We start from the raw sequence: 25,514 nt of genomic DNA, 5'->3' as shown, positions 1-25,514 counted from the left end.
GTAATCGTTATGGTAATATTTTTTATAGTTTTATTCTACATAAAATGCGTTTAGTTTTCCATCATTAATGTGGTATAATACTTTAGCCGTATATGGGAAACTATAAATAGCTTAAATTTTTGAAATAGAGGCAGGAGTGAATTACTTGAAAATTAGAGAAGATATTCGTAACATAGCGATCATCGCACACGTTGACCACGGGAAAACGACTTTGGTTGACCAATTATTAAAGCAGTCTGGAACATTTCGTACAAACGAGCACGTTGAGGAACGTGCAATGGATTCAGGCGATATTGAAAGAGAACGCGGAATAACGATTCTCGCTAAAAATACAGCGATTCAATATAAGGATAAACGAATCAATATTTTAGATACACCTGGACATGCTGATTTTGGCGGCGAGGTTGAACGTATCATGAAAATGGTTGATGGTGTTTTACTCGTTGTTGATGCATATGAAGGAACAATGCCACAAACCCGTTTTGTGCTAAAAAAGGCATTAGAGCAAAATTTAACTCCAATAGTGGTTGTTAATAAAATTGACCGTGACTTTGCTCGTCCATTAGAAGTAGTTGATGAAGTAATTGATTTATTTATTGAGCTTGATGCGAATGAAGAACAGCTTGAATTCCCAGTTATTTATGCCTCAGGAATTAATGGGACAGCTAGTACTGATCCAGAAAAACAAGAAGAAAACATGCAATGTCTTTATGATTCTATCGTAGAAAACATACCAGCACCAATTGACAATCGCGATGAGCCTCTTCAATTTCAAGTAGCACTTCTTGATTATAATGATTACGTAGGCAGAATCGGAATTGGTCGCGTATTTCGCGGGAAAATGCATGTTGGACAGCAGGTTTCATTAATGAAAATAGATGGTTCTGTAAAACAATTCCGTGTAACAAAAATCTTTGGTTTCTTTGGATTAAAACGTCAGGAAATTCAAGAAGCAGTTGCTGGTGATTTAATTGCTGTTTCAGGGATGGAAGATATTAATGTTGGTGAAACAGTTTGTCCAATTGAACATCAGGAAGCATTGCCAATCCTAAGAATTGATGAACCAACATTACAAATGACCTTTGTTGTAAATAACAGCCCATTTGCAGGTAGAGAAGGTAAGTACTTAACTTCTAGAAAAATTGAGGAAAGACTGCTCGCTCAACTGCAAACAGATGTAAGCTTACGTGTTGAAAATACTGATTCTCCGGATGCATGGATTGTTTCAGGACGTGGTGAGCTGCATTTATCCATTTTAATTGAAAACATGCGCCGTGAAGGCTATGAGCTTCAAGTTTCTAAGCCTGAAGTTATTGTTAAAGAAATTGATGGTGTCCGTTGTGAGCCAATTGAAAGGGTTCAAATTGATGTACCTGAAGAGCATACAGGTTCCATAATGGAATCAATTGGTGCACGAAAAGGTGAAATGATTGATATGATTAATAATGGCTCTGGCCAAGTAAGATTAATCTTTAATGTCCCAGCACGTGGACTAATAGGCTACACCACAGAATTCTTAACAATGACTCGTGGTTATGGAATTATTAATCACACATTTGACAGCTACCAGCCAATGGTTCAAGGCCAAGTAGGAGGAAGACGTCAAGGTGTGCTAGTATCAATGGAATCAGGAAAAGCTTCTACTTATGGTATTATGAATGTTGAGGATCGTGGAACAATTTTCGTCGAACCTGGGACTGAAATTTATGAAGGAATGATTGTTGGCGAACACACCCGTGAAAATGATATTACCGTCAATATCACAAAGGTAAAGCAAGCAACAAACATTCGTTCAGCGAACAAAGACCAAACTTCCGTTATTAAAAAACCAAGAATCATGACATTAGAGGAGGCTCTGGAGTATCTAAACGAAGATGAATATTGTGAAGTTACACCGGAGTCTATCCGCTTACGTAAGAAAATCTTAGATAAAAATGAACGAGAAAGAATGGCCAAAAAGAAAAAAGTTGCAGAATTAAGCTAATATCTTTTTTCGGGGGAGGTAATAGGAGTGAATGTGGCGGACCGGCTTTCTTTTTTTCCAGCTCTCTACAACGTAACCGAAAATCCAAAAATGGGAATGTGGCTGCTTTATTTAACGATTGTAGCTCTATCCATATTGGTTTATAAACTTGGCTTTGCTCAGAAGCTGCCAATCGCAAAATCAATCATGATTTATATCTTTTTAGCGGCAGGATGTACGATCTTAACTGCGCTAGGAATTTTTTTACCAATAACAGAGGGACTGGTTGTGGCGGCATTAATTTTGATTATTTACAAAATTCGCCTGCATCAGTCTAAAAAGCAGCAAACTGAAGCAAAGTAACGGGGGATAATAAACATGCGATCGGTACAGGATGCACTTTATAATTGGCTTTCGATTAAGATTGTTTGTGACGCACGACCTGAGGATACGGCCGCAAGAGAAACATTAGACCTTTTTGATGGGATCATTAAGGATGAACAACATCTTACAAACGTTGAAGTTACTACTGATGAAGTGATGTATTATGTTTCCTATATTCACGAAGGGGAATCAAAGAAGACACGGTTTCCCCGTGAACTAATCGAGGTTATGCTCAACCAAATTAATCAAGAGCCAGATAAATATTGTAACTTTCCATTTGAAGATTAAAAAACAACATGCCCATCGGCATGTTGTTTTTTTACCATTCATCCTTTTCAGACTGCGTTCGATATAATCTAAAGTTTCCAGTTTCAATTCTCGCTTTGGTCTTTTCGGAAATTCTACTGCTGCAGTCTTGACACATATATGTATGGATAGGACGATTTCGGAGCCGTTTTGCTATAAACGATTCATCTTCTATCGATTCAATTTTATCACAGATAACGCATTTTACTCTCATAATGCACCCCAGTCAATTCTAGTCTTGCTTTATTATACCTAGTATATCATGCAAATATAGATACTGTTAAATCAATCTGATTAAGTTGCTGAAAAAAACAGATAATAGTACTATGAGAATATCTGTTTTTTAACAGGAATAGAATGAAGGGGATGTAAAGATGGCGAATCAAGTAGAACCAAAACTCATTAAGCCATTATTTGATGAGTTACAAAAAGAAAGGTTTGTAACATTAGCAACAGTGGATTTTGAAACTGGTGGTCCGAATGTAAGTGCAATCTCTTGGGTATTAGCGAAAGATGAAGAAACCATCTATTTTGCTGTTGATAATAAATCAAGAATTATTCAAAATATTACACAAAATAGTAATGTGGTAATCAATTTAATTGCAAATGAATCTACATATTCCATACAGGGAAATGCGACTTTAAAAGAAGAAAGACTTCAAGATGTTCCTTTAAAGCTGGCATTAGTAGAAATAAAAATCGGTGAGGTTAGGGACGTAATGTTCTATGGTTCTAAAATTGTTACTGAGCCCCAGTATGACAAAACCTATGATAAAAATGCAGCTGCCAGGTTAGATAAGCAAGTAATGGAATCAATGAAAAAAGCTTAGTCCATGATGGACTAGGCTTTTATTTATAATGGTTCGATTGGTCTTCCTGGTCTTTCTCTAGGCTTTTCTTTTGGTCATTAGGTAGTTCTTTCTTTGGTTCTTCTGGAGCATTCTTAGGATTTGGGTCTATGATATCCCCTGGTATTTCGGGCATTAATCTGCCTGCAACGTCCGCGAGTTCCTCCATAATTCCTTGTATCGGTCTTCCTTTTTGGATGTCTGCTGAAATTTCTTTTAATCGCTGATTTGTATCTGCATCAGCTACGACAATGGCTCGCGCTCCATACGGGTCTTCTTTTAGACTTTCAGCTACTGAATACTTTATGGTTCCGACTTGAGAACGTTCAATCTTTGAATTTACATCAATTCCAACTATCGCATACCTTCCTATTACTACAGCTGTTGCATCATTAACATTTGGAATACTGGTGGCAAGCTCAACCAAGCGTTTGGAAATTTCCTGACCAGTTTTCCGGTCGACATTCTCAATATTACTGTTCTTAACTTTAACTAATGATTGCTTCTCATTGTTTTGAGCATTGTTTGTGTTGTTACAAGCTGTTAAGACTAATACTAAGGTTGTAAATATCAAAAGCTTTTTCATTTAAAGATCCACCTCCAAAAAGAGTTGTCTGTGCGATTTATACGTTAGCTATATTCAACTTACAATTATTGTGCGGAAATCCTTCTATCTTTATTCGAACAAACATATATTTTACCAAAGTCCTATCTAGCAATGTGTTAGTCCAACCCCATTAACTAACCTAATCAACTAGAAAAAGTGGAGGCGTCGCTTTGAGTAAAATATACGTGTTAGATACAAATGTCTTATTACAAGACCCGTATTCCATATTTTCTTTCGAAGATAATGAAGTAGTCATTCCTGCAGTTGTCCTTGAAGAAGTGGACTCAAAGAAGAGGTACATGGATGAAATAGGAAGAAATGCACGCCATGTATCAAGATTAATTGATGGATTAAGAGCAGCAGGAAAGCTTCATGAAAAGATTCCTCTAGAAAATGGTGGAACGGTTAGAATTGAGCTTAATCATCGTGCATTTCATGAATTGCAGGAAATTTTTGTTGAGAAAACAAATGATAATCGAATTCTTGCAGTAGCAAAAAATTTATCAACAGAAGAACAACTGAAGGAAAATGGAAAGCCTGTAATTCTTGTTAGCAAGGATGCATTGGTCAGAGTAAAGGCTGACGCAATAGGGTTAACAGCAGAGGATTTTTTGAGCGACAGGGTGGTTGAAATTGACCATATTTACACCGGCTTTTTGGAAGTATATTTAACTGGTGAGCTGCTAGGGGCTTTTTATGAAAAAGGAGAATTGCCTTTAACTGAAATTGGAAAATATTCTTTCTATCCAAATCAATTTCTAATTATGAAAGATGCACTGGGAGGTTCAGCTTCAGCATTAGGAATGGTGGATAAAGGAAGGAAAATTGTAAAAAAACTTGCGATTAATCAGGATCATGTCTGGGGGATTCACCCAAGAAATGTCCAGCAAACTATGGCAATTGAGTTATTACTGCGGAAGGACATACCACTAATAACCTTAATAGGTAAAGCTGGAACAGGTAAAACCCTTCTTGCTTTGGCAGCTGGTTTAATGCAAACAGAAGACTTCAGAGAGTTTAAAAAGTTGTTAGTAGCAAGACCGATTGTACCTGTCGGTAAGGATTTAGGGTATTTGCCTGGTGAGAAACAGGAAAAACTAAGACCATGGATGCAGCCTATTTTTGATAATCTTGAATATCTTTTTAACACAAAAAAACCTGGTGAATTAGACGCAATCCTAGCGGGGATGGGATCAATAGAGGTAGAAGCACTAACCTATATTCGCGGAAGAAGTTTGCCAAAGCAATTTATCATTATTGATGAAGCGCAAAATTTAACTAAACATGAGGTAAAGACAATTTTAACTCGGGTAGGCGAGGGAAGTAAGATTGTTTTAATGGGGGACCCAGAACAAATCGATCATCCATACCTAGACGCCTACAATAATGGTTTAACCTATGTAGTCGAACGTTTTAAGGACCAAGTTATTTCAGGACATGTTAAGCTTTTAAAAGGGGAGCGGTCTGGTTTAGCAAGGTTAGCTGCAGACTTACTGTAAACCGAGGATGATCCTATATAAGATAATACGCAGAAACGGGTACCATACTGGCACCCGTTGTTTCCTATTTAAGGTTGTGTTTGTAATAATGATTGTTGTTAAAATCCTAAAGCCGATTTTAACGTGAATTAGATATTTTGCGTATTAGAATTTAGATTGCAGGCTCTTTTCTTATTATATTTATGGAATTTTCTGCAGAAAATTAGCACAATCATTAAATTTTATTAATATAAGCAACAAAGTATAAGAAAAGAGCCTTATTTAATAATAAATTCTCTAACAGATTTAATTGGGTTTTGTTGGTTAGAACCATCTCCATAATAAACGTGGACAGGTCCGTCTTCAGAAAGTGGTTTCCCGGATACTGAAAAACCAAGAATTAGATCCTTTGCGATATCAAGTGATATTTCATGTTCTGATGAAGCTGTTCTAATGATTAAACTAGAAGCATTTTCGTCCGGTTCTGCATTTTTTATAAATGGCTGAAATGGAATACCGAAACTTCCAGTTAACATCTTTTCTTTCTCGTATTTCTTCTCCGTTTTTAAGGTTGGCGGGTAGATCGCACCTTCCATTATTTCACGGTCCCAGTGTTTTGAAATCGATTTTGTATATTTCTCAAGTTCATCTGATTTTTCATTAGTTGTAGAGAAGTAAGTATTCAAATCAATTTTCCGATCGTCAAAAATCCAAACAGTAGGATCAAGAGTAATCGTATATTTAACCTTACCTGATAGTATTATTATGTTTTCCATCCATTCATTCCTCCAGTTCATGTCTATTAAAGTATAACGTGAAATAGAGTGGATGTCATATAAGGAATATGCTGAAACCATAACCCCGCTCGTTATTGTTCTTGCATTTTTCTGTAGTAAAAGGTAAAATTTATAGATAAGTTGGGTTATCGCTCTGAATGGGGGGATCAATGTTGGCGTCTGAAATGATTGTAAATCATCAGGAAAAAGCTTATGCCTTATTACAGGCAGACGCTGAAAAAATATTAAAGCTTATTAAGGTGCAAATGGAAAATCTCACGATGCCTCAATGCCCGCTATATGAAGAGGTATTGGATACGCAAATGTTCGGTTTATCAAGAGAAATAGAATTTGCTGTTAGATTAGGCTTAATTGATGTCAAGGATGGTAAAGCGATTCTAGATAAATTAGAAAGAGAATTATCTGCGCTTCATGATGCATCCATTAGAAAATAGCTAAAGAACTCAAACAATGGTGAAGAATTGTTTGAGTTTTTTATTAACTATTTCCATTATCAGAATATTCCTATTCAAAAGATTGGAGTAATGTAACTTTTCCTCACCTAATTCGTATCGTTTTCTATTATAATAGCAATAACTACAATTTTAAAAACGAGGAAGTTATCACATGTTAAAAAAAATTTTAAAATCCTATGATTACTCATTAATTATTGCAATTATCTTATTGGCTTTATTTGGATTAGTGATGGTTTATAGTGCTAGTATGGCATCGGCAGTACAAAGATATCACGTTCCAAGTGATTACTTTTATCAAAAACAAAAGCTGTATTTAATTGCCTCGGGTGTTATCTTTTTGTTTATTGCTTTATTTCCATATAAAATTATGCAGAATACTAAATTTTTACTCCCGATGGTTGGATTATCTATTCTGAGTCTTATGGGCCTTTTCGCATTTGGACAAGTTAGAGGAAATGCGCAAAGCTGGTATGATTTTGGCTTTATCAGTATTCAGCCGGCAGAGTTCGTAAAAATATCATTAATCATTTATTTGTCAGCTGTATATGCAAAAAAACAGGCATATATTAACAAATTCAATCACGGGGTTTTGCCACCACTGGCTTACCTAGTAATTGTTCTGGGATTAATTGCCTTTCAACCAGACTTTGGTACTGCACTTATTATTGGTTTAATTGCTAGTACGATTATTATCTCTTCAGGTATGAATTTCAAAAATATTACTAAACTGCTTTTGCTTGTTATGATTCTAATTTCACCTGTTTTTTTAGTATTACAAGATGAAATATTCTCAGAAAAACGTATGGAACGATTTCAAGTCTTGAGTGACCCATTTCAAGATGAATTGGATTCAGGATTCCACCTGGCAAACTCATATATTGCGATAGGCTCAGGCGGTGTAAATGGTCTAGGCTTAGGTAAAAGTGTTCAGAAATTGGGATATTTGCCTGAATCTCATACTGACTTTATTATGGCAGTTATTGCAGAGGAATTAGGTGTATGGGGTGTTGGCTTCGTCATTATTACACTAGCCTATATTGTTTTACGTGGTATTTATCTCGGACTTCGTTGTAAAGACCCTTTTGGCAGTTTATTGGCCATAGGTATTTCAAGTATGATTGGGATACAGTCATTTATTAATTTAGCCGGTATCTCAGGTGTTATGCCGCTGACAGGTGTACCATTACCATTCGTAAGCTATGGGGGATCTTCATTATTACAATTATCAATTGCTGCTGGTATTCTAGTAAATGTTTCGATGTTTGTGAAATATGAAAGTAAATATAAAAAGAAGCAAGCAGAAAAAGGGGAAACAGTCAAACAACAAGATGGAAATGTATATCAATTTCGAACATAGCGCTAGGGTAAAATATAGTTCCCTGCGCATTAATATAATAAAGGGAAAAAGAGGTGCTTACATTGTCAAGACAAGTCAATAAAGTGTTAGTCGCAAACAGAGGGGAAATCGCGATTCGAGTTTTTCGGGCATGTTCCGAATTAAATATTAACACGGTGGCGATTTATTCCAAGGAAGATAGTGGTGCCTATCACCGCTACAAAGCCGATGAGGCTTATTTAATCGGCGAAGGGAAAAAACCAATTGATGCCTATCTAGATATTGATGGAATTATTGAAATCGCAAAGTTTAGTGGTGCCAATGCAATCCATCCAGGTTATGGTTTTCTATCGGAGAACATCCATTTTGCTAGACGCTGTGAAGAAGAGGGGATTATTTTTATTGGTCCAACCTCCGATCATCTAGATATGTTTGGTGACAAGGTCAAGGCAAGGAAACAAGCAGAATTGGCCGGGATACCAGTCATTCCAGGCAGTGAAGGTCCAGTTAGCAGCCTGATTGATGTGCAAGAATTTACTCAAAATCATGGTTTCCCGATTATCATTAAAGCAGCCCTTGGCGGCGGCGGCCGTGGTATGAGGATTGTTAATAAAGTAGAGGAAATGCAAGAAGCTTTCGACCGAGCTAGATCAGAAGCGAAGGCAGCTTTCGGCAGTGATGAAGTTTACTTGGAAAAATTAATTGAGAAACCAAAACATATAGAAGTGCAAATATTTGGGGATAGAAACGGTAATATCGTCCATTTATATGACCGGGATTGTTCTGTACAGCGCCGTCATCAAAAAGTGGTGGAAGTTGCCCCGAGCGTATCCATTTCCAATTCATTGCGTGAGAAAATTTGTACTGCAGCCGTTAAATTAATGAAAAATGTAGGTTATTTAAACGCAGGGACGGTTGAATTTCTTGTTTCAGGCGAGGACTTTTATTTTATTGAAGTAAATCCAAGGATACAGGTTGAACACACAGTAACCGAAATGGTAACTGGGATTGATATTGTACATACCCAGATTTTAATAGCTGAAGGTCAGGATTTACACAGTCCAATTGTTGGAATACCTCCTCAGGATGAAATCAGGGTTAACGGTTATGCTATTCAGTCTCGTGTTACAACAGAAGACCCTTTAAATAACTTTATGCCTGATACTGGAAAAATTATGGCGTATCGCTCCGGCGGTGGATTTGGTGTTCGTCTAGATGCGGGAAATGGTTTTCAAGGTGCGGTAATAACACCCTATTATGACTCTTTGCTTGTGAAGCTTTCAACATGGGCATTAACTTTTGAGCAGGCTGCGTCCAAAATGGTACGGAACCTAAGGGAGTTTAGAATTCGAGGAATTAAAACCAATATTCCGTTCCTTGAAAATGTTGTAAGACATGAGAAGTTTAGACGAGGAGAATACGATACTTCATTTATCGATTCAACCCCTGAGTTATTTGTTTTCCCAGTAAGTAAAGACCGTGGAACCAAAATGCTTTCCTATATCGGAAATGTAACCGTGAATGGTTTTCCGGGAATAGAAAAGAAGAAAAGACCTGTTTTTACAAAGCCTCGTATTCCTAAATTAAGGTATGATTTTCCTTATCAAGACGGTACGAAACAGATTCTTGACCATAGTGGTGCAGAAGGTCTTGTTCAATGGATTAAGAATCAAAACAAAGTATTATTAACCGATACCACCTTTAGGGATGCTCATCAGTCCTTGTTGGCCACAAGGGTTAGAACAACAGATATTCTCCATATCGCAGAGCCGACAGCCAAGCTGCTGCCTAACCTGTTTTCTTTTGAAATGTGGGGAGGTGCAACGTTTGACGTGGCGTATCGATTCCTGAAAGAGGATCCATGGGAGCGGTTGAGGCTGCTTCGTGAGAAAATTCCTAATGTTCTGTTTCAAATGTTAATCCGTGGCTCTAACGCAGTTGGTTATACAAATTATCCTGACAATCTTATCCGTGAATTCGTTAGTAAATCTGCCGAAGAAGGGATAGATGTTTTTAGAGTATTTGATAGTTTAAACTGGGTACCTGGTATGGAAATTGCCATTGAGGCAGTACGGGATAGCGGAAAGATTGCGGAAGCAGCCATTTGCTATACAGGGGATATTCTTGACCAGACTAGAGTGAAGTATAATTTGAACTACTATAAAGCCCTAGCAAAAGAACTAGAAAACCAAGGCGCACATATATTAGGAATAAAGGATATGGCGGGCTTACTTAAGCCAGAAGCAGCGTATAGATTGATATCTGAATTAAAAGAAACGATTGATATTCCAATTCATCTTCATACGCATGATACAAGTGGAAATGGAATTTTCACTTATGCACGCGCCATTGATGGCGGAGTGGATATTGTAGACACCGCATTGGGTACGATGGCAGGGCTTACCTCACAACCCAGTGCAAACTCTCTTTATTATGCATTAGAGGGAAAAGATAGGAGAGCAAATGTAAATATAGATGCTTTGGAACAGCTTTCCTACTATTGGGAGGATGTACGGAAATATTATCATGATTTTGAAAGTGGAATGATAGCACCGCATTCAGAGGTATATCAGCATGAAATGCCTGGAGGGCAATATAGTAATCTTCAGCAGCAAGCCAAGGGAGTTGGTCTTGGTGAGCAGTGGGATGAAGTCAAACAAATGTATACACGAGTAAATCATATGTTTGGAGACATCGTTAAGGTCACACCGTCTTCAAAGGTGGTTGGTGATATGGCGCTGTTTATGGTGCAAAATAATTTAACGGAAGAAGATGTTCTAAATAGTGGGGACGCATTAGATTTTCCTGATTCCGTAGTTGAATTATTTCAAGGGTATCTTGGTCAACCTCATCAAGGTTTCCCAGAAAAATTGCAAAGTGTTATTTTAAAAGGAAAAAAACCATTGGAGGTCCGTCCGGGAGAAATGCTTCCAAAAGTTTCTTTCAAGCAATTAAAGGAAGAGTTAGTGAATGAATTCGGAGAAGACATTTCGGATACTGATATTATTTCATATGCACTTTATCCAAAGGTTTACAAAGAATATATGAATACGGTAAATCTATATGGAAATATTTCATTCCTAGATACTCCAACATTCCTTTATGGTCTGCGGCTTGGTGAAGAAATAGAAGTAGAAATTGAAACAGGAAAAACACTTATTGTAAAACTTGTCTCAATTGGCCAGCCACAGTCAGATGGAACACGTATTGTTTATTTTGAACTCAATGGACAACCGCGTGAGGTAAATATTAAAGATGAAAGTATTAAATCAACAGTTGTTTCTAGACTAAAAGCAGACCCTAAGAATGAAATGCATATTTCTGCAACGATGCCTGGGACTGTTGTAAAACTATTGGTAGAAAAAGGGGAAATGGTAGAACGAGGCGACCATCTCTTGATTACTGAGGCTATGAAAATGGAAACGACTGTACAGGCACCTTTTTCAGGAGTAATAAAAGATATTTATGTAAAAAATGATGATGCCATTCAAACAGGAGATTTACTACTTGAATTAGAAAAATAAACAAATAAAAAAGTTGCCATCAGCTGGCAACTTTTTTTATTTGTTTTTTCGTGATCGGGATAATAATAAAAGAAAATAACTTAGTACACCAAATAAGCAGGTAATAAATAGAGCATGCAGTAAAGCGATGTATAGATTTAGCCGGGTAAAGATAACTAAAGCTCCCGATAAAACTTGAAGGGATACGAGTGCAAACGCACTTATCCAGCCCCAATAAATCACTTTTTGATTTCGATACTTTTTTATAGATAAGTATGCAGCGTAACATATCCAAATAAATATAATACCTGCAGCTGCGCGGTGCCCCATTTGAACCCATTCATATAGATTAGTTGGAAGCGCTGGGCTATCATTAATACATAACGGCCAATCACGGCAAACTAAGCTTGATTTGGTATGACGTACTAAAGCACCAGTATAAATAACAAAGTAGCTATAAATGGATATAGAGATAATATGAAAGCCCATTCTTTTATCAATGATGAGTTTATCTGCATCAAACTTTTTATCGATTTCAAAGATTAGTAAAGTAAGTAAAAAGACAGCTGCGAAAGAAATTAAAGATATTCCAAAGTGAAGTGCAAGAATAAAGTCGGATTGTTCCCATATTACAGCAGCTGCCCCAATTAATCCTTGTAAAACTAAAAAGAAAAAAGAAAGAAAAGATAGGAATTTGGTCTCCCTAATATGCCCAATTGCTTTCCAAGTCCAAATGGATAAGATTAGCACCATAAAACCGACAGCACCAGACACAAGCCTGTGAGCAAGTTCAATAATTAATTCTGGAGTTATGTCTGTTGGTACAAATTCACCATTACAAAGCGGCCAGGATCTCCCGCAGCCCATTCCAGATTCCGTTTTTGTTACAAGTGCTCCGCCTAGTAAAACTAGGATCATTCCAATAGTAGTGGCAACGGCTAACCACTTTAAAGAACGTCGCAAAAGATCACCTTCTTAAGTATTTATTTATTAATTTGCTGTTGGATATTAATGTCAATATAATAAATGTGAATGAACCAGATAAAAGTACCTATATATCATAACGAATACATGAGAAAAAGAACAGATTAAAAACTTAGATTTTTAGATTACATTAAAAAAAATGAATAACTTTACGTTTTCACTATTATTATAGTGAAAACTATCGTTGAATAGGGTTAAAACTAATTGGTAAAATTGAATAAGTCCTTTATACTTCTATATAACAACATTTTAAAAAGGACTCTACTGTACAACACTAGGAAATGATTAAATTCTTATTTAAATTAAAGTGTATTTTATTATCTAAACATTCTAATTTATAGTATAATGTATTATAATTAGTGACGGACACAATTTAGACATAAATTATTCGAAAAAAATTCACAAAAGTACTCCAAAGTGTGATTTAATATACAGAGAAAGTGTTCCTTAAATAACAATATTATAAAATAATAATAGCTTTTAAATAACTATTATAATTTGGAAAAGTTATCTATCGCGTTTATAATAATAATTACAACATACTTAGGAGGGGGAAAGATGCCAAATTCAAAGGCATACGGTGAAGCAACGATCGAAACTGGTACAGCCAGTCTTAATTCACAAATAGAAAAAGCCTCGATGTGGAAAGATTTTACCGCACTTATTAAGATTGGTATTGTCAATTCAAATTTAATCACAACTTTTACAGGAATATGGCTTGCTTTACATTTTAGCGGTCAAAGTTTTTTAAATAACTTAGATATCGTTTTATTTACGGTTATCGGTTCCTCCCTTATTATTGCGGGTTCATGCAGTATAAATAATTACATTGACCGTGATATTGATCATTTAATGGAAAGAACCAAAGCAAGACCAACGGTTACTGGAAAAATAGTTCCTTCAAAGGTATTGTGGCTTGGGTTAGTCTTAATCACGCTAGGTACAATTTTTCTCATGTTTACTACCATGACTGCAACAGTAATTGGACTGCTTGGGGTTTTTAGTTATGTAGTCTTGTACTCCTTATGGTCTAAGCGTCAATTGGTTTCAAATACAATTATAGGCAGCATTTCTGGTGCGGTTCCACCGTTAATCGGTTGGGCTGCTGTCGATGGAAACCTAGATATTATCGCTTGGTCCTTATTTATTCTAATGTTTATTTGGCAGCCTCCACATTTTTATGCACTAGCAATGAGAAGAGTAGAGGAATATAGAGCTGCTGGAATCCCTATGCTTCCTGTGGTGAAGGGTTTTAAAACTACTAAGAAACACATCATAATATGGGTAGCAGCTTTACTGCCGACCCCCATATTACTTACTTCTTTAGGAATCCCATTTCTAATTTTGGCAACCGTATTAAATATCGGTTGGCTTGTATTAGGGATTTATGGATATAAGATCAAAGATGATATTAAGTGGGCAAAGCTAATGTTTGTATATTCGTTGCAATATTTAACGATTATTTTTGTCGCAATGGTTATAGTTACGTTAGTCTAGCTGGGATGTTCTTTCCTTAAAAAAGGGGAATATAAAATTATTCTTACAAAAAAATATGGAGGCAATTTGACCAGCTGCCTCCATGTTTTAAATATTTAAGGAGGAATATTTCTACATACATTTTTGATCACATAAAATTAAAGAATTTAATTGGCGAAAGAGGGGTTTGATTAAGCTATGAAAAGGCTTGCGAAATGGCGGTTAATTTCGATATTTGCGATTCTTTCGCTTATCCTTTCAGGATGTGGCGAACCATTCGTATCGGCATTAAGGCCAGCTGGTGAAGTTGCAGACATTCAATATGATCTGATGAAACTAAGCACATTGATAATGGTAGGGGTAATTGTAGTTGTAATGGTAATCTTTTTTATTGTCTTGTTTAAGTTTAGAAGAAAAGATGATAGGATACCAAAACAAGTAGAAGGAAGCCACAAACTAGAAATTATTTGGACAGTTGTACCTATTTTATTACTTTTGATTTTAGCTGTTCCTACCGTTTCTGCCACTTTTAAATTGGCTGATGTTTCACCAATGGAGAAAGAAGATTCCGACGCGTTGGTTATCAATGTACGCTCCAACTTATATTGGTGGGAATTTGAATATCCTGGCGAAGGAATTGTGACAGGACAGGATTTAGTTGTACCAACAGATGAAAAGGTTTATTTTAATTTAATTTCCTCCGATGTAAAACACTCATTTTGGGTACCTGCAGTAGGTGGAAAGCTTGATACCAACACCGAAAACGTTAATAAATTTTGGCTGGAGTTTGATAGTGAGAGGGCTAAAGAAGCTGGAGATTTATTTTACGGTAAATGTGCTGAACTTTGTGGACCATCTCATGCTTTAATGGACTTTAAAGTTAAAACCATGAGCCGTGCTGACTTTGATAACTGGGTGGCTGATATGAAGGTTGTTAAAGAACCTGCCAAAGCAGATACAGCTTTAGCGCAGCAAGGTCAAGATCTCTTTAATAAGAGTTGTTTAAGCTGTCACGCTGTAACACCAGGAAATACAACACCTCCAGAAGCAAGGTTAGCACCAAACTTAACAAACTTTGGTGAACGCTCTCGTATTGCAGGTGTATTGGATCATAACGAAGAAGAGCTTAAGAATTGGCTTCGTACTCCTGAAAAATACAAGCCAGGAAATTTAATGACTGATAAATATCCACAATTAAGTGAAGAACAGCTTGACGCTTTAACAGCATATTTAATGGGATTAAAAGTCCAGGAATAAAAGGGGAATTGGTTGAAAGGGAGGTAAAATTGTGAGTACCTACGCTCAAAAAAAGGGATTTGGCGCAACTTTATGGGACTTTTTAACAACAGTTGACCATAAAAAAATCGCTATCCTATATCTTATTGCAGGTGGATTTTTCTTTGTAATTGGCGGACTTGAAGCAGTTTTTATCCGCATTCAGCTTGCAGTACCAAATAATGATTTTGTTAGTGCAGGTTTATTTAATGAAATTATCACGATGCATGGAACGACGATGATATTCCTTGCAGCTATGCCGCTTGTCTTTGCATTTATGAATGCGGTAATGCCGTTACAAATTGGTGCGCGTGACGTTGCGTTTCCATTTCTTAATGCTTTAGGTTTTTGGTTATTCTTTTTCGGAGGAGTATTCTTAAATCTTTCTTGGTTTTTTGATGGTGCACCTGACGCTGGGTGGACTTCATACGCGTCACTCGCAATGGCCTCAAAAGGTCATGGGGTTGATTTCTATGTACTGGGATTACAGATATCAGGTTTAGGGACACTAATTGGTGGTATTAACTTCTTAGTAACGATTATCAATATGCGTGCACCTGGAATGACTTATATGAGAATGCCATTGTTTACATGGACAACTTTCGTTACTTCAGCACTTATTTTATTTGCATTCCCGCCGTTAACTGTGGGTCTAGTTTTGATGATGTTTGACCGTATGTTTGGTTCTAATTTCTTTGTTACCACCATGGGTGGGAATACAGTAATTTGGGAACATTTATTCTGGATTTTCGGACACCCAGAAGTATATATTTTAATACTTCCTGCTTTTGGTATTTTTTCAGAAATCATGCCTATGTTTTCAAGAAAACGCCTTTTCGGATACTCATCCATGGTATTTGCAACCGTATTAATCGGTTTCCTAGGATTCATGGTTTGGGCTCACCATATGTTCACAACTGGTTTAGGACCAGTTGCAAATGCGATTTTTGCTGTTGCTACTATGGCGATTGCAGTACCAACCGGTATTAAAATCTTTAACTGGTTATTAACCATGTGGGGTGGAAGTGTTAAATTTACGACTCCAATGCATTATGCTGTAGCATTCATTCCATCATTCGTTGCGGGTGGGGTAACAGGGGTTATGCTTGCAGTTGCAGCGGCTGACTATCAATACCATGATACGTATTTCGTTGTCGCGCATTTCCATTATGTAATTGTCGGTGGTGTTGTATTTGCACTTCTTGCAGGTACACATTTATACTGGCCGAAAATGTTCGGAACAATGTTAAATGAAACATTAGGTAAAATCACTTTCTGGTTATTCTTTATCGGTTTCCATATGACGTTCTTTATCCAGCATTTCCTAGGTCTTTGGGGTATGCCGCGTCGTGTATTCACATTCCTGCCAGGTCAAGGATTTGAAATGTCTAACTTAATCAGTTCATTCGGTGCAGTATTTATGTCATTAGGTGTTTTAGTTCTTTTATACAACATCATTATGACTTCAGTGAAAAATGTCCGAGTTGGAAATGATCCTTGGGGAGACGGTAGAACGCTTGAGTGGGCGCTTCCATCACCGCCGCCTTTCTATAACTTTAAGCAGCTCCCATTAGTGCGTGGATTGGATGCTTATTGGTTAGAAAAAATGGAAGGCAAAAAAGGGATGACACCTGCTGAACCACTCGGTGATATCCATATGCCAAACTCTTCATTCCTGCCATTTATGATGTCATTTGGATTATTTGTGGCTGCGTTCGGCGCATTATTCAATATGGATGATAAAGCATGGTCAATACCAGTTCTTGTATTTGGCTTATTGATTACATTCGGCTCAATGTTCATACGTTCAGTAAAAGATGACCACGGATTCCATATTCATAAAGAAGAATTAATGGATGATGAGGATAAGGGGGTTAAGGCATAATGCATGCAGAAGAAAAATTAACGTTAGAAACTTGGCCTGCTGAGCCTGAAAAATCAACCCTTGAAGCAAAAAATAAATTTTTAGGCTTCTGGTTCTTTCTAGGTGGAGAGACTGTGCTTTTTGCCTCTCTCTTTGCTACCTATTTAGCATTAAAGGATAAAGTGCCTGATTCGACACATACATTGGCAAAGGATTTATACGATTTGCCGCTAACGTTTGTTGCTACCATGTTGTTATTAACAAGCTCTTTAACAAGCGTTTATGCAATGCATCACATGAAAAACTTTAATGCAAAAAAGATGAACACTTGGTTAATCATAACCGTTTTATTAGGTGCTGCATTCCTTGCATTAGAGGTTTATGAGTTTTCACATTATGTTCATGAGTACAATCATACTTTTACTAGCAGTGCTTTTGGATCTGCTTTCTACACTTTGACTGGATTCCATGGAGCGCACGTTGCTTTCGGTCTAGTGTGGATTCTTACATTAATCATTCGCAATTCAAAACGCGGCTTGGACCTTTACACTGCACCGAAGTTTTATACAGCAAGCCTTTACTGGCATTTTATTGACGTTGTATGGGTATTCATCTTTACAGTTGTATATTTAATGGGGATGGTGGGATAAACTGATGGCAAATTCACAATTAAATTCAGGTAACCCAAGAGTTGACATTGAATATCGTAAGAAAAAAAGCGCAGAAGAAATGAAACATCAAGTGGTATCATTTGCCATGATGATCTTCTTAACGTTAATTGCTTTTGCAGTTGTAGCTATGAAAGCTTCTGCGTGGTTTATAGTTCCGTTTATTATCCTATTAGCGGTTGTTCAAGTTGTATTCCAGCTATACTATTTTATGCATATGAAGCATAAGGGACATGAAGCACCTACAATGTTTATATATTCTGGATTACTTGTTGGCTTAATTACGATATTAGCTTTCACTACTATTATTTGGTGGTAATCATTGAAGGAAATCGGCGTTATGCCGATTTTCTTTTTATAATGAAGTCATTGCTTTGCTGATTACTTTTCTAAGGTATATAATCAAACTATGATTAAGAATTTATTAAGAGGTGATATGCGGTGCTTACATTAGATATCTTTGGCTTTAAAGCACTTTGGAGCCCGTACTTCCTATTAAGTTTACTAGCAATTATAGCAGTATACTTTTTAATAACAATTAAATTCCGCAGCAAGTTTGCAGATAGTGAGCCGCTGACAAAAAAGCAGGCTGGGTTATTTTTGTTTTCGATGGCATTGATTTATGCAATTAAAGGCTCTCCACTGGATTTAATGGCTCATTTAATGTTTTATGTCCATATGGTTTCAATGGCACTATTAGTTCTTGTGATTCCACCAATCTTTATATTTGGTATTCCTGTTTGGATTTGGAGAAAGTTTTTAAATATTAAAGTGATTCATTCTTTATTTACTTTTTTCACCAAACCACTTATTGCGTTAATTGTTTTTAATGGATTGTTTTCCTTCTATCATGTTCCATTGGTTTTTGACCAAGTTATGCAAAGCTTCTGGTTACATGCTGGGTATTCGACACTTTTGTTTATTGTCGCGATCTTTATGTGGTGGCCAATTATTAATCCTGTACCGGAACAGCAAAGGTTAAGCGGGCTTAAGAAGGTAGGGTATATTTTTGCAGACGGAATATTAATCACCCCTGCCTGTGCATTAATCATTTTTGCTCCTGAATCAATTTATGCCACCTATTCTGACCCAGAAGTTTGGGCTCAAGTAATGAGTCTTTGTGTGGGTCCTGCAACATTTGCGGGTTTAGACATAAGTGGACCTGAATTGTTTAGTTCGATGTCATTGGTACATGATCAGCAGCTTGGCGGTGTATTAATGAAGATTATTCAAGAAATTGTATATGGAGTTCTCTTAGCTCATGTTTTCTTTGAATGGTATCGGAAGGACCAGGCAGAATCTGATAAGGAAATTAGCACGACTTTAAAGCCGTCACTGATTGAATAAATCTCCCATTGCACTGGGAGATTTTCTTTTTTATTGAAAATATGGATGAACTAAATTAAAATTATAGTAGAATATATAAAAAGTGAGGATAATTATGAATTCCCTACCCATTTTACCGACCATTAGTACGACATTTATCGTTTTAAGTGCTGTAACTGTTGCAATAGGCTGGTGGCTGATTACTCAAAGAAAAATAGAAGCACACAAAAAGGCGATGTTTGTTGCTGCAATTTTTGCACTTATTTTCTTTATCATTTATATGTCGAGAACAATTTTTATAGGAAACACTGCCTTTGGCGGACCGGATCAACTTAAAATATATTACACTTTGTTTTTAGTTTTTCATATCTTCCTTGCAACTACTGGCGCAATTTTCGGAGTTGTGACGTTATATACTGGGTATAAGAATAATCTTTCAAGACATAAGAAACTGGGTCCGATTACTAGTGTGATTTGGTTTTTTACCGCAATTACTGGTGTTGCTGTCTACTTATTACTGTATGTATTCTTTAGCGGTGGAGAAACTACCTCTGTTATTAAAGCTATCTTAGGATTTTAAATTTTAAAGTGTCTCACTAGACACTTTTTTTGTTTTTTTAAAGGAATTTATATTCATAAATCGAAATAAAGTAGCAGGGGAGTGTGATCATCTTGGAAATAAGGGACGTAACTGAAAAAGATTACGTAGAATCAATGAAGCTATCGATGTATGCATTTCAATATGAAATACCTGAAGAGAGCAAGGCAGCAAGAGTAGAATTGTTAAAGAGTCAAAGATTAATAGGTGCTTGGAAGGACAATAATCTTGCAGCAAAACTCCATATTATTCCTCACCAAGTCTATGTAAATGGTCAAGAGTGGAAAATGGGCGGTTTAGCAGGTGTTGCAGCTTATCCTGAATATCGCAGAACTGGCTTTGTAAAAAAACTAATATTCCATGGACTCGAGATCATGCGGTCGGAGGAACAAATTGTTTCATTCTTACATCCATTTGACATCGGTTTTTATCGGAAATTTGGGTGGGAAGTATTTACAGAAAATAAGAAGCTTCTGATTGAGAAAAAGGATCTGAAATTTTTAGAGACTCAGCCTGGAACTGTTAAGCGATTTGCAAAAGAAAATCATCATCCTGATATTGAGAAAGTCTATTCTCGGTTTAGTCATAAATATACGGGAATGCTTGTCCGAGAATTAAATTGGTGGAAGAACAGTATTTATGGTGACGGTCAGATTGCAGTTTATTACAGTGAAACAAACGAAGCATTAGGATACCTCTTATATGAAGTTAAAGACCGGAAAATGGACGTTCAGGAGTTTGTAACGTTAACACAAGAGGCTAGGTTCGGATTGTGGAATTTTATTTGCCAACATGATTCTATGGTGGAAAATGTCACGATTTTGACTTCCAATCATGAACTATTACAATATACCTTGCAACAGCCAAAAGTAAAGATGGAGGTAACTCCATATTTTATGGCTAGAATTGTTGATGCAGAGAAATGTTTGAAAAAATTCCAGTTGAATAACCTGCCTACTAAGATTTTCTTACATATTGAGGATGAATTTGCACCTTGGAATATTGGAAGTTATTTAATTGGTAATGGAGAAACGAAGGTTTATAAGGATAAGCCTGGAAGTACCTGCATACAGCCTCCTCTAAGAGGAATTAGGTTAGATATTAATTCATTGACTGCGATATTATTTGGCTATAAACGACCTGTTGAATTATATGAATTAGGGTATATCAAGGGCCATGAATCGGAAATAGCAGTTTTGGAAAAACTAATTCCACATAGCAAACCTTTCTTTTATGATTTTTTTTAAAGATAAAAACGACGCATGCTGATTATATGCGTCGTTTTATACTTTATAATGCGAATTTTTCTACTTCTGTCTTTACTTCTTCAAGAATTTTTTTGCATTGATTTACTAGAGAAGTTGGGAAGTTTTCTCCCTCTCCATATTCCACTCCATGAGGGTAATAGTGCTTTCCTAATAAAGGTGTCATTAACTGAATAACTGCTTTATTAGAATCAACAACCCCTTCAACTGCATGACCGCGGACACGTAAGTAGAATACCCCTTCTTTTAACTCAAACTTACGGTCATATGTAAGACGCTCATAATCCCACTGTTCTGCACGCACTAAACCGTATTCAATCATAACATCATCTAAACGGTTTATTTCAGCTTTCATCTTTTCCAAACCGGTATTTTCAAATTTCATAAATAGTCCCTCCTAAAAACAATGCCTTACCCAATTAAATTAATTCAATTTAATAATAGTTGAAAATGTTTAAACTTGCAATGCATACATCATCGAATAATTCATTGCCTTTTGGTAACCATAAGAAAATGTTGAAGAATATATTTATCATGCTGGGGGCGAAGAAATGGAAAAGATCCGAGACATAATGACAGATGACGTTGAATGTTGTACTTTGTTGGATAATGTTTTTGAGGTTGCGGTGAAAATGAAAGAATTAAATGTAGGGGCCATTCCGATTGTCGATGGTGATAAGCTTGTTGGTATGATAACGGACCGTGATATTGTTGTCCGAGGTGTTGCTGAAAAGCACCCTGGGTCAACAAAAGTGGAAGAAGTCATGAGTAGTAAGCTTGTTACTATTTCTGCTGATGCGACTGCTAAGGAAGCTGCTAGTTTAATGGCAGAGCACCAAATCCGGCGACTGCCAGTAGTAGAGGGAGATAAACTCATTGGAATTGTTTCTCTTGGGGATTTTGCTATTAGAAAAATGAGCGATGATCAAGCAAAAGTAGCACTCACCGAAATTTCTGAGCAAAATTATAATGGAGTACAACATTAATAAATAACCCTTAATAAATCAAAATGGATACATCAAATGGTGTATCTGTTTTTTTTTAAGCAATATATTTATTTGACGAATTCATTTATCTCTGTTACTAGCAAAGACAATGGTGATATAATTATTATTAATATACAAAATACATATACAGAAATAAAAAGTAGTAGAGAGGGTGAATACATCTGCGTACTCTCTTCAGAATTCTCATCCTAGCGTCTATTTTCGTTACAATTGGTTTTTATGTGAGCGTTAATGAAGATGATGATAATAAGGTTTTAATAACGGATGAACCTTCATTAGAAATGAATGAATCATTATATCAAAATCAGGGAAAAGGTATTCAGGAGAAAGCCCCCACTGATCCTCCGAACAGTGGTATGGGATTATTAATAGGACAAGATCTAGAGTATTTAAAAGAGACACTAGGGAATCCACAAAGAATCGATGAATCCTTATATGATTATCAATGGTATATTTATAATTCCGATTACGCGAATTATGTTCAGGTTGGAGTTAAAAACAATAAAATCGTAACAGTATTTGCTATAGGAGAAAATGTGGATGTCTCGCCATTTAAACTTGGACAGCCAATTGAAGAAATCTTTAATTCACAATTAATCGCAACAAATATAGATATTGAGTTTAATGGGAACTCTTATCGCTTTGAATTAAATGATATGGACCTCAATATTCGTCCATTAATTAAATTAGGTGATGTTTATGTCCAATTATATATTGATCAATTTACTGGTAGTCTTTCAAGCGTACGTTTTCTAAATGATGAAACTTTAATTCAGCAACGTCCTTATGAACTCGTCTATAGCGGGGAATTAATGGAGCCTTCTGAACCTAATGAAGAACAGTGGAATTTGATTGAACAAGGTACAGAGAAGGAAATACTAGATATTACAAACATTATGAGGTTAAGGCATAATGTAAAGACACTATTATGGGACGAAGAGACCTCAGAGGTTGCCTATGGCCATAGTAAGGATATGTCCGATAGCGAAGACTTTTCACATACTTCTAAGAGATTTGGCAGTCTTTCTAATAGACTAGAAGCAGCAAAAGTCGCATATAAGTCTGCAGGTGAGAATATTGCGGCAAATTATACAGATGGGCCTGCAGTGGTAGAGGGATGGTTAAATAGTAAAGGGCACCGAGAGGCTCTGTTAAATGAAGAATTCACTCATTTAGGCGTAGGGGTTTATCAAAAATATTATACACAAAACTTTATACAAAAAACAAATTAAGAAAAAGGTGACGAATTAATCACCTTTTTCTTTTCTTTTTATTACCTCGTATTCACTAAAATGAAAATGATTCCCTTCCCAACTTCCATATATACGTATTACCTCTCCTATGGAAAAGGAGGAGTCAACCATCATTTTGTTTCGAATAGGGGTTATCTTTTTCGCTCTAATTGATTTTGTTTCTGTTTGAAGCAGCAGTTCATTTACAAAAATATATCGGTGGTAATAAAAACGTTGTTTCTCATGGCGGATATTTTTAATTTCCCCCATAACAACTGCTTCTTTTTTTACTTCAGCTAAAGCCAGCCATTTGAGATCATTTATTTTCATTTCTTTCCTAGTAATCCAGTAAAAGTAAACGCAAATTATGGGTATAACAACAGCTGTAACCATTTTATTCATCCACCTCTATTTTTGAATGATAAAAAATGTCCCTGTTGCATATGCAATTTTTTTACCATCAGAACGGTAAGCTTCTCCTGAAACTACGACAGTCTTGCTTCCGTGATGAATGATTTCAGCCTTACAATGCAGGCTATCGCCTGTACCTGGTGCGATGTAATGAATATTTAATTGATTGGTTACTGCCCCATATCCTTCAGGAAGAATAACATTTGCTGCTGTTCCCATTGCAGTATCAAGCAAAGTAGCAGTAAACCCGCCATGAACAATAGCTAAAGAATTATTCCAGACATCATTTAATGGAACAGTGATTTCAAAAATCATTTTTTCCTTATCAATTTTTCTCTCCATATGAAATAGTCCATCGATATATTGCGTATATCCTATATCTATTTTTTTTTGAAATCCTTCTAATATGTGGGCAATGGCATCTAAATCTCTTTCGGACCCTTTTTCAATACACTGGTCTAATATTTGATACAATCTGTCCTTCATCCGTAATCCCTCTCATTTCTGTTTTGAAGACATCTTACCATTAAAAAAACAATTTTTACAGCAGTAGGATGTTCACCAATTCATTATTTAGCACATATCGTATAATAGGCATTTGATTTGGGCAGGGGTGAGGTACGATGCAGAAAAATTTACATCCTTCTGTGATTCAATTTAAAGAGTTTGTGAAAAATAACCCTTCGGTAATTAAGGAAGTACGAAATGGAAATGCAACTTGGCAGGAATTATATGAGGACTGGTATCTGCTGGGCGAGGAAGATAATCGTTGGGAGACGATTGGAGCAAAAAAGGTTACAAGTTCCGAATCAAAGGAAGAGAAAAAAGGGGATTGGGTATCAACCATCCTTGGAAGTGTTCAAAAAATGGACCCGAACCAAATTCAGCACTATATTAATAATTTAAGTGAAGCGCTAGGAGCCATTCAGGGAGTAATTTCCCAATTTCAAGGAAATCAACCCCAACAGAAAACACCAAAAATTGAACAAAAACATCCATTTTCATTTCGTAAAGACTAACAGAAGGGAAAAAATTCATGAGAAGAGATGTACTTGATTATATTAATAGCCAAAAGGAATTAAAAAAATTTATCCGAGAACAGCCTCTTTGGTATAGAAAGCTATCGAGGAATCCTTATGATGTACAGACACTAGAGATTGAATCGCTGCATTATTTTAAGAAGACAATCCCGCATAGGGTAGAGAAATTTACAAATAATGTTCAAATGGCATCTATGATGTTTTATATGCTTCAGTCCATGAAAGACCAAAACTAAAGACCACATTGATGTGGTCTTTTTCGCTGTGAGTAAAAAGAATAATCCTGGCAAACAATACAATTAAAAGGAGTGATTGTATTGAAAAGGTTCGTAAGTGTTATCCTTCTATCTTTTTTTATAGTGGGAATTATGTCCGGATTTCATCAATATGCTAACCAAAGCCCTTCATTATTCGTACAATCTAAAACAAAGGACAATAATGTATTTGTAGAATGTATAGTAACTGGAATCAGCTTTCGGGAATCAGATCAAAAATTTCAGAAAGTGGGGAAGTTTGTTGTTTGGCTGGATGGGAAAAGAAGTCAAGAGGTTAACTCAGCAGCTTTTATCATTAAGGACCTGTCACCAGGGAGGCATGAGATTAAACTTGAGGTAGTAGACTTAAATAACAAACCATACGGATTAACCAATGAGTTCATGGTAAATATCTCTAAGTGAGGTTTATTCACATT

Annotated in this window: 28 protein-coding genes; 21 read left to right on the top strand and 7 right to left on the bottom strand. The window is 36.2% G+C overall.

Annotated features, from left to right (window positions below; translation table 11 throughout):
- Positions 1–145: 145 nt before the first annotated feature.
- The 3 genes from typA to V7108_RS05460 are packed head-to-tail and all read left to right on the top strand — an operon-like array spanning position 146 to position 2,635.
- A complete protein-coding gene (gene typA, locus V7108_RS05470; protein ID WP_335510153.1) occupies positions 146–1,984 on the top strand; it encodes a translational GTPase TypA in 1,839 nt (612 codons plus the stop codon).
- Between the two features lie 27 nt (positions 1,985–2,011).
- The gene (locus V7108_RS05465) at positions 2,012–2,326 is read left to right on the top strand and encodes a YlaH-like family protein (RefSeq protein ID WP_335510155.1); all 315 of its coding nucleotides are present in this window, start codon (positions 2,012–2,014) and stop codon (positions 2,324–2,326) included.
- A 15-nt stretch (positions 2,327–2,341) separates the two neighbouring features.
- Positions 2,342–2,635, top strand: a complete 294-nt coding sequence (locus V7108_RS05460) for a hypothetical protein (RefSeq protein ID WP_335510158.1) — start codon at positions 2,342–2,344, stop codon at positions 2,633–2,635.
- A gap of 31 nt (positions 2,636–2,666) precedes the next feature.
- On the opposite strand, the gene V7108_RS05455 is transcribed toward V7108_RS05460, so the two are convergent.
- On the bottom strand, positions 2,667–2,867 hold the full coding sequence (locus V7108_RS05455) for a YlaI family protein (protein ID WP_335510160.1): 201 nt from the start codon (positions 2,865–2,867) through the stop codon (positions 2,667–2,669).
- A gap of 160 nt (positions 2,868–3,027) precedes the next feature.
- On the opposite strand from V7108_RS05455, the gene V7108_RS05450 reads away from it, so the two are divergent.
- Positions 3,028–3,483 (top strand): pyridoxamine 5'-phosphate oxidase family protein, encoded by a 456-nt coding sequence (locus V7108_RS05450; RefSeq protein ID WP_335510162.1) that lies wholly within the window; start codon positions 3,028–3,030, stop codon positions 3,481–3,483.
- 19 nt (positions 3,484–3,502) lie between these two features.
- Here V7108_RS05450 and V7108_RS05445 read toward each other — a convergent pair whose 3' ends face one another.
- Positions 3,503–4,087 carry a YhcN/YlaJ family sporulation lipoprotein gene (locus V7108_RS05445; protein ID WP_335510164.1) on the bottom strand — a complete coding sequence of 195 codons (585 nt, stop codon included), beginning with the start codon at positions 4,085–4,087 and terminating at the stop codon, positions 3,503–3,505.
- Positions 4,088–4,278: 191 nt separating this feature from the next.
- Between V7108_RS05445 and V7108_RS05440 the strand changes: the two genes are divergently transcribed.
- Positions 4,279–5,607: a PhoH family protein gene (locus V7108_RS05440; RefSeq protein WP_335510165.1), complete on the top strand. Its 1,329-nt coding sequence runs from the start codon at positions 4,279–4,281 to the stop codon at positions 5,605–5,607.
- Between the two features lie 257 nt (positions 5,608–5,864).
- Here the strand turns inward: V7108_RS05440 and V7108_RS05435 are convergent, their stop codons facing one another.
- The gene (locus tag V7108_RS05435; RefSeq protein ID WP_335510167.1) at positions 5,865–6,362 is read right to left on the bottom strand and encodes a peptidyl-prolyl cis-trans isomerase; all 498 of its coding nucleotides are present in this window, start codon (positions 6,360–6,362) and stop codon (positions 5,865–5,867) included.
- A gap of 173 nt (positions 6,363–6,535) precedes the next feature.
- On the opposite strand from V7108_RS05435, the gene V7108_RS05430 reads away from it, so the two are divergent.
- The 3 genes from V7108_RS05430 to pyc all read left to right on the top strand — a co-directional run bounded on the left by V7108_RS05430 (position 6,536) and on the right by pyc (position 11,698).
- Positions 6,536–6,817: a YlaN family protein gene (locus tag V7108_RS05430; RefSeq protein ID WP_289340470.1), complete on the top strand. Its 282-nt coding sequence runs from the start codon at positions 6,536–6,538 to the stop codon at positions 6,815–6,817.
- A gap of 172 nt (positions 6,818–6,989) precedes the next feature.
- A complete protein-coding gene (locus V7108_RS05425) occupies positions 6,990–8,195 on the top strand; it encodes an FtsW/RodA/SpoVE family cell cycle protein (protein ID WP_335567509.1) in 1,206 nt (401 codons plus the stop codon).
- 62 nt (positions 8,196–8,257) lie between these two features.
- On the top strand, positions 8,258–11,698 hold the full coding sequence (gene pyc, locus V7108_RS05420) for a pyruvate carboxylase (RefSeq protein WP_335567508.1): 3,441 nt from the start codon (positions 8,258–8,260) through the stop codon (positions 11,696–11,698).
- A gap of 36 nt (positions 11,699–11,734) precedes the next feature.
- Here the strand turns inward: pyc and V7108_RS05415 are convergent, their stop codons facing one another.
- Complete coding sequence (locus tag V7108_RS05415) at positions 11,735–12,640, bottom strand: COX15/CtaA family protein (protein WP_335519059.1); 906 nt, start codon at positions 12,638–12,640, stop codon at positions 11,735–11,737.
- Positions 12,641–13,219: 579 nt separating this feature from the next.
- Here V7108_RS05415 and cyoE point away from each other — a divergent pair.
- The 8 genes from cyoE (at position 13,220) to V7108_RS05375 (ending at position 21,115) form a co-directional block, all read left to right on the top strand.
- Positions 13,220–14,158: a heme o synthase gene (cyoE, locus tag V7108_RS05410; RefSeq protein WP_335567507.1), complete on the top strand. Its 939-nt coding sequence runs from the start codon at positions 13,220–13,222 to the stop codon at positions 14,156–14,158.
- Positions 14,159–14,335: 177 nt separating this feature from the next.
- On the top strand, positions 14,336–15,394 hold the full coding sequence (gene coxB, locus V7108_RS05405; RefSeq protein WP_335520503.1) for a cytochrome c oxidase subunit II: 1,059 nt from the start codon (positions 14,336–14,338) through the stop codon (positions 15,392–15,394).
- 31 nt (positions 15,395–15,425) lie between these two features.
- Complete coding sequence (gene ctaD, locus V7108_RS05400; RefSeq protein WP_335520501.1) at positions 15,426–17,297, top strand: cytochrome c oxidase subunit I; 1,872 nt, start codon at positions 15,426–15,428, stop codon at positions 17,295–17,297.
- Positions 17,297–17,926 (top strand): cytochrome (ubi)quinol oxidase subunit III, encoded by a 630-nt coding sequence (locus tag V7108_RS05395; protein ID WP_335520499.1) that lies wholly within the window; start codon positions 17,297–17,299, stop codon positions 17,924–17,926. Before ctaD ends, V7108_RS05395 begins: the two co-directional genes overlap by 1 nt.
- 4 nt (positions 17,927–17,930) lie before the next feature.
- Positions 17,931–18,263 carry a cytochrome c oxidase subunit IVB gene (gene ctaF, locus V7108_RS05390; protein ID WP_335520497.1) on the top strand — a complete coding sequence of 111 codons (333 nt, stop codon included), beginning with the start codon at positions 17,931–17,933 and terminating at the stop codon, positions 18,261–18,263.
- Between the two features lie 122 nt (positions 18,264–18,385).
- A complete protein-coding gene (ctaG, locus tag V7108_RS05385; RefSeq protein ID WP_335567506.1) occupies positions 18,386–19,291 on the top strand; it encodes a cytochrome c oxidase assembly factor CtaG in 906 nt (301 codons plus the stop codon).
- Between the two features lie 94 nt (positions 19,292–19,385).
- On the top strand, positions 19,386–19,850 hold the full coding sequence (locus tag V7108_RS05380; RefSeq protein ID WP_335519097.1) for a DUF420 domain-containing protein: 465 nt from the start codon (positions 19,386–19,388) through the stop codon (positions 19,848–19,850).
- Between the two features lie 92 nt (positions 19,851–19,942).
- On the top strand, positions 19,943–21,115 hold the full coding sequence (locus tag V7108_RS05375) for a GNAT family N-acetyltransferase (protein ID WP_335567505.1): 1,173 nt from the start codon (positions 19,943–19,945) through the stop codon (positions 21,113–21,115).
- A 43-nt stretch (positions 21,116–21,158) separates the two neighbouring features.
- Here the strand turns inward: V7108_RS05375 and V7108_RS05370 are convergent, their stop codons facing one another.
- On the bottom strand, positions 21,159–21,518 hold the full coding sequence (locus tag V7108_RS05370; protein ID WP_335519103.1) for a YugN family protein: 360 nt from the start codon (positions 21,516–21,518) through the stop codon (positions 21,159–21,161).
- Positions 21,519–21,684: 166 nt separating this feature from the next.
- Here V7108_RS05370 and V7108_RS05365 point away from each other — a divergent pair, with 166 nt between their 5' ends.
- Both V7108_RS05365 and V7108_RS05360 read left to right on the top strand, forming a co-directional pair.
- Positions 21,685–22,119 (top strand): CBS domain-containing protein, encoded by a 435-nt coding sequence (locus V7108_RS05365; RefSeq protein WP_335519106.1) that lies wholly within the window; start codon positions 21,685–21,687, stop codon positions 22,117–22,119.
- 242 nt (positions 22,120–22,361) lie between these two features.
- Positions 22,362–23,372 (top strand): CAP domain-containing protein, encoded by a 1,011-nt coding sequence (locus V7108_RS05360; protein ID WP_335519108.1) that lies wholly within the window; start codon positions 22,362–22,364, stop codon positions 23,370–23,372.
- Positions 23,373–23,387: 15 nt separating this feature from the next.
- On the opposite strand, the gene V7108_RS05355 is transcribed toward V7108_RS05360, so the two are convergent.
- Together V7108_RS05355 and V7108_RS05350 are read right to left on the bottom strand one after the other, a co-directional pair.
- Entirely contained in the window at positions 23,388–23,765 is a 378-nt protein-coding gene (locus V7108_RS05355) for a hypothetical protein (RefSeq protein WP_335519110.1), read from the bottom strand.
- Positions 23,766–23,780: 15 nt separating this feature from the next.
- Entirely contained in the window at positions 23,781–24,269 is a 489-nt protein-coding gene (locus V7108_RS05350) for a PaaI family thioesterase (RefSeq protein WP_335519112.1), read from the bottom strand.
- A gap of 137 nt (positions 24,270–24,406) precedes the next feature.
- On the opposite strand from V7108_RS05350, the gene V7108_RS05345 reads away from it, so the two are divergent.
- From V7108_RS05345 to V7108_RS05335, 3 genes are all read left to right on the top strand, one after another.
- Positions 24,407–24,802 (top strand): YlbD family protein, encoded by a 396-nt coding sequence (locus V7108_RS05345; protein ID WP_335519114.1) that lies wholly within the window; start codon positions 24,407–24,409, stop codon positions 24,800–24,802.
- Positions 24,803–24,819: 17 nt separating this feature from the next.
- Positions 24,820–25,059 (top strand): YlbE-like family protein, encoded by a 240-nt coding sequence (locus tag V7108_RS05340; protein WP_335519117.1) that lies wholly within the window; start codon positions 24,820–24,822, stop codon positions 25,057–25,059.
- Between the two features lie 81 nt (positions 25,060–25,140).
- Complete coding sequence (locus V7108_RS05335; protein ID WP_335519120.1) at positions 25,141–25,500, top strand: hypothetical protein; 360 nt, start codon at positions 25,141–25,143, stop codon at positions 25,498–25,500.
- Positions 25,501–25,514: the final 14 nt, after the last annotated feature.

This window comes from Neobacillus vireti (genome assembly GCF_036962345.1).
Classification (GTDB): Bacteria; Bacillota; Bacilli; order Bacillales; family Cytobacillaceae; genus Neobacillus; species Neobacillus vireti_A.
This window is presented reverse-complemented; position numbering and strand designations above follow the sequence as displayed.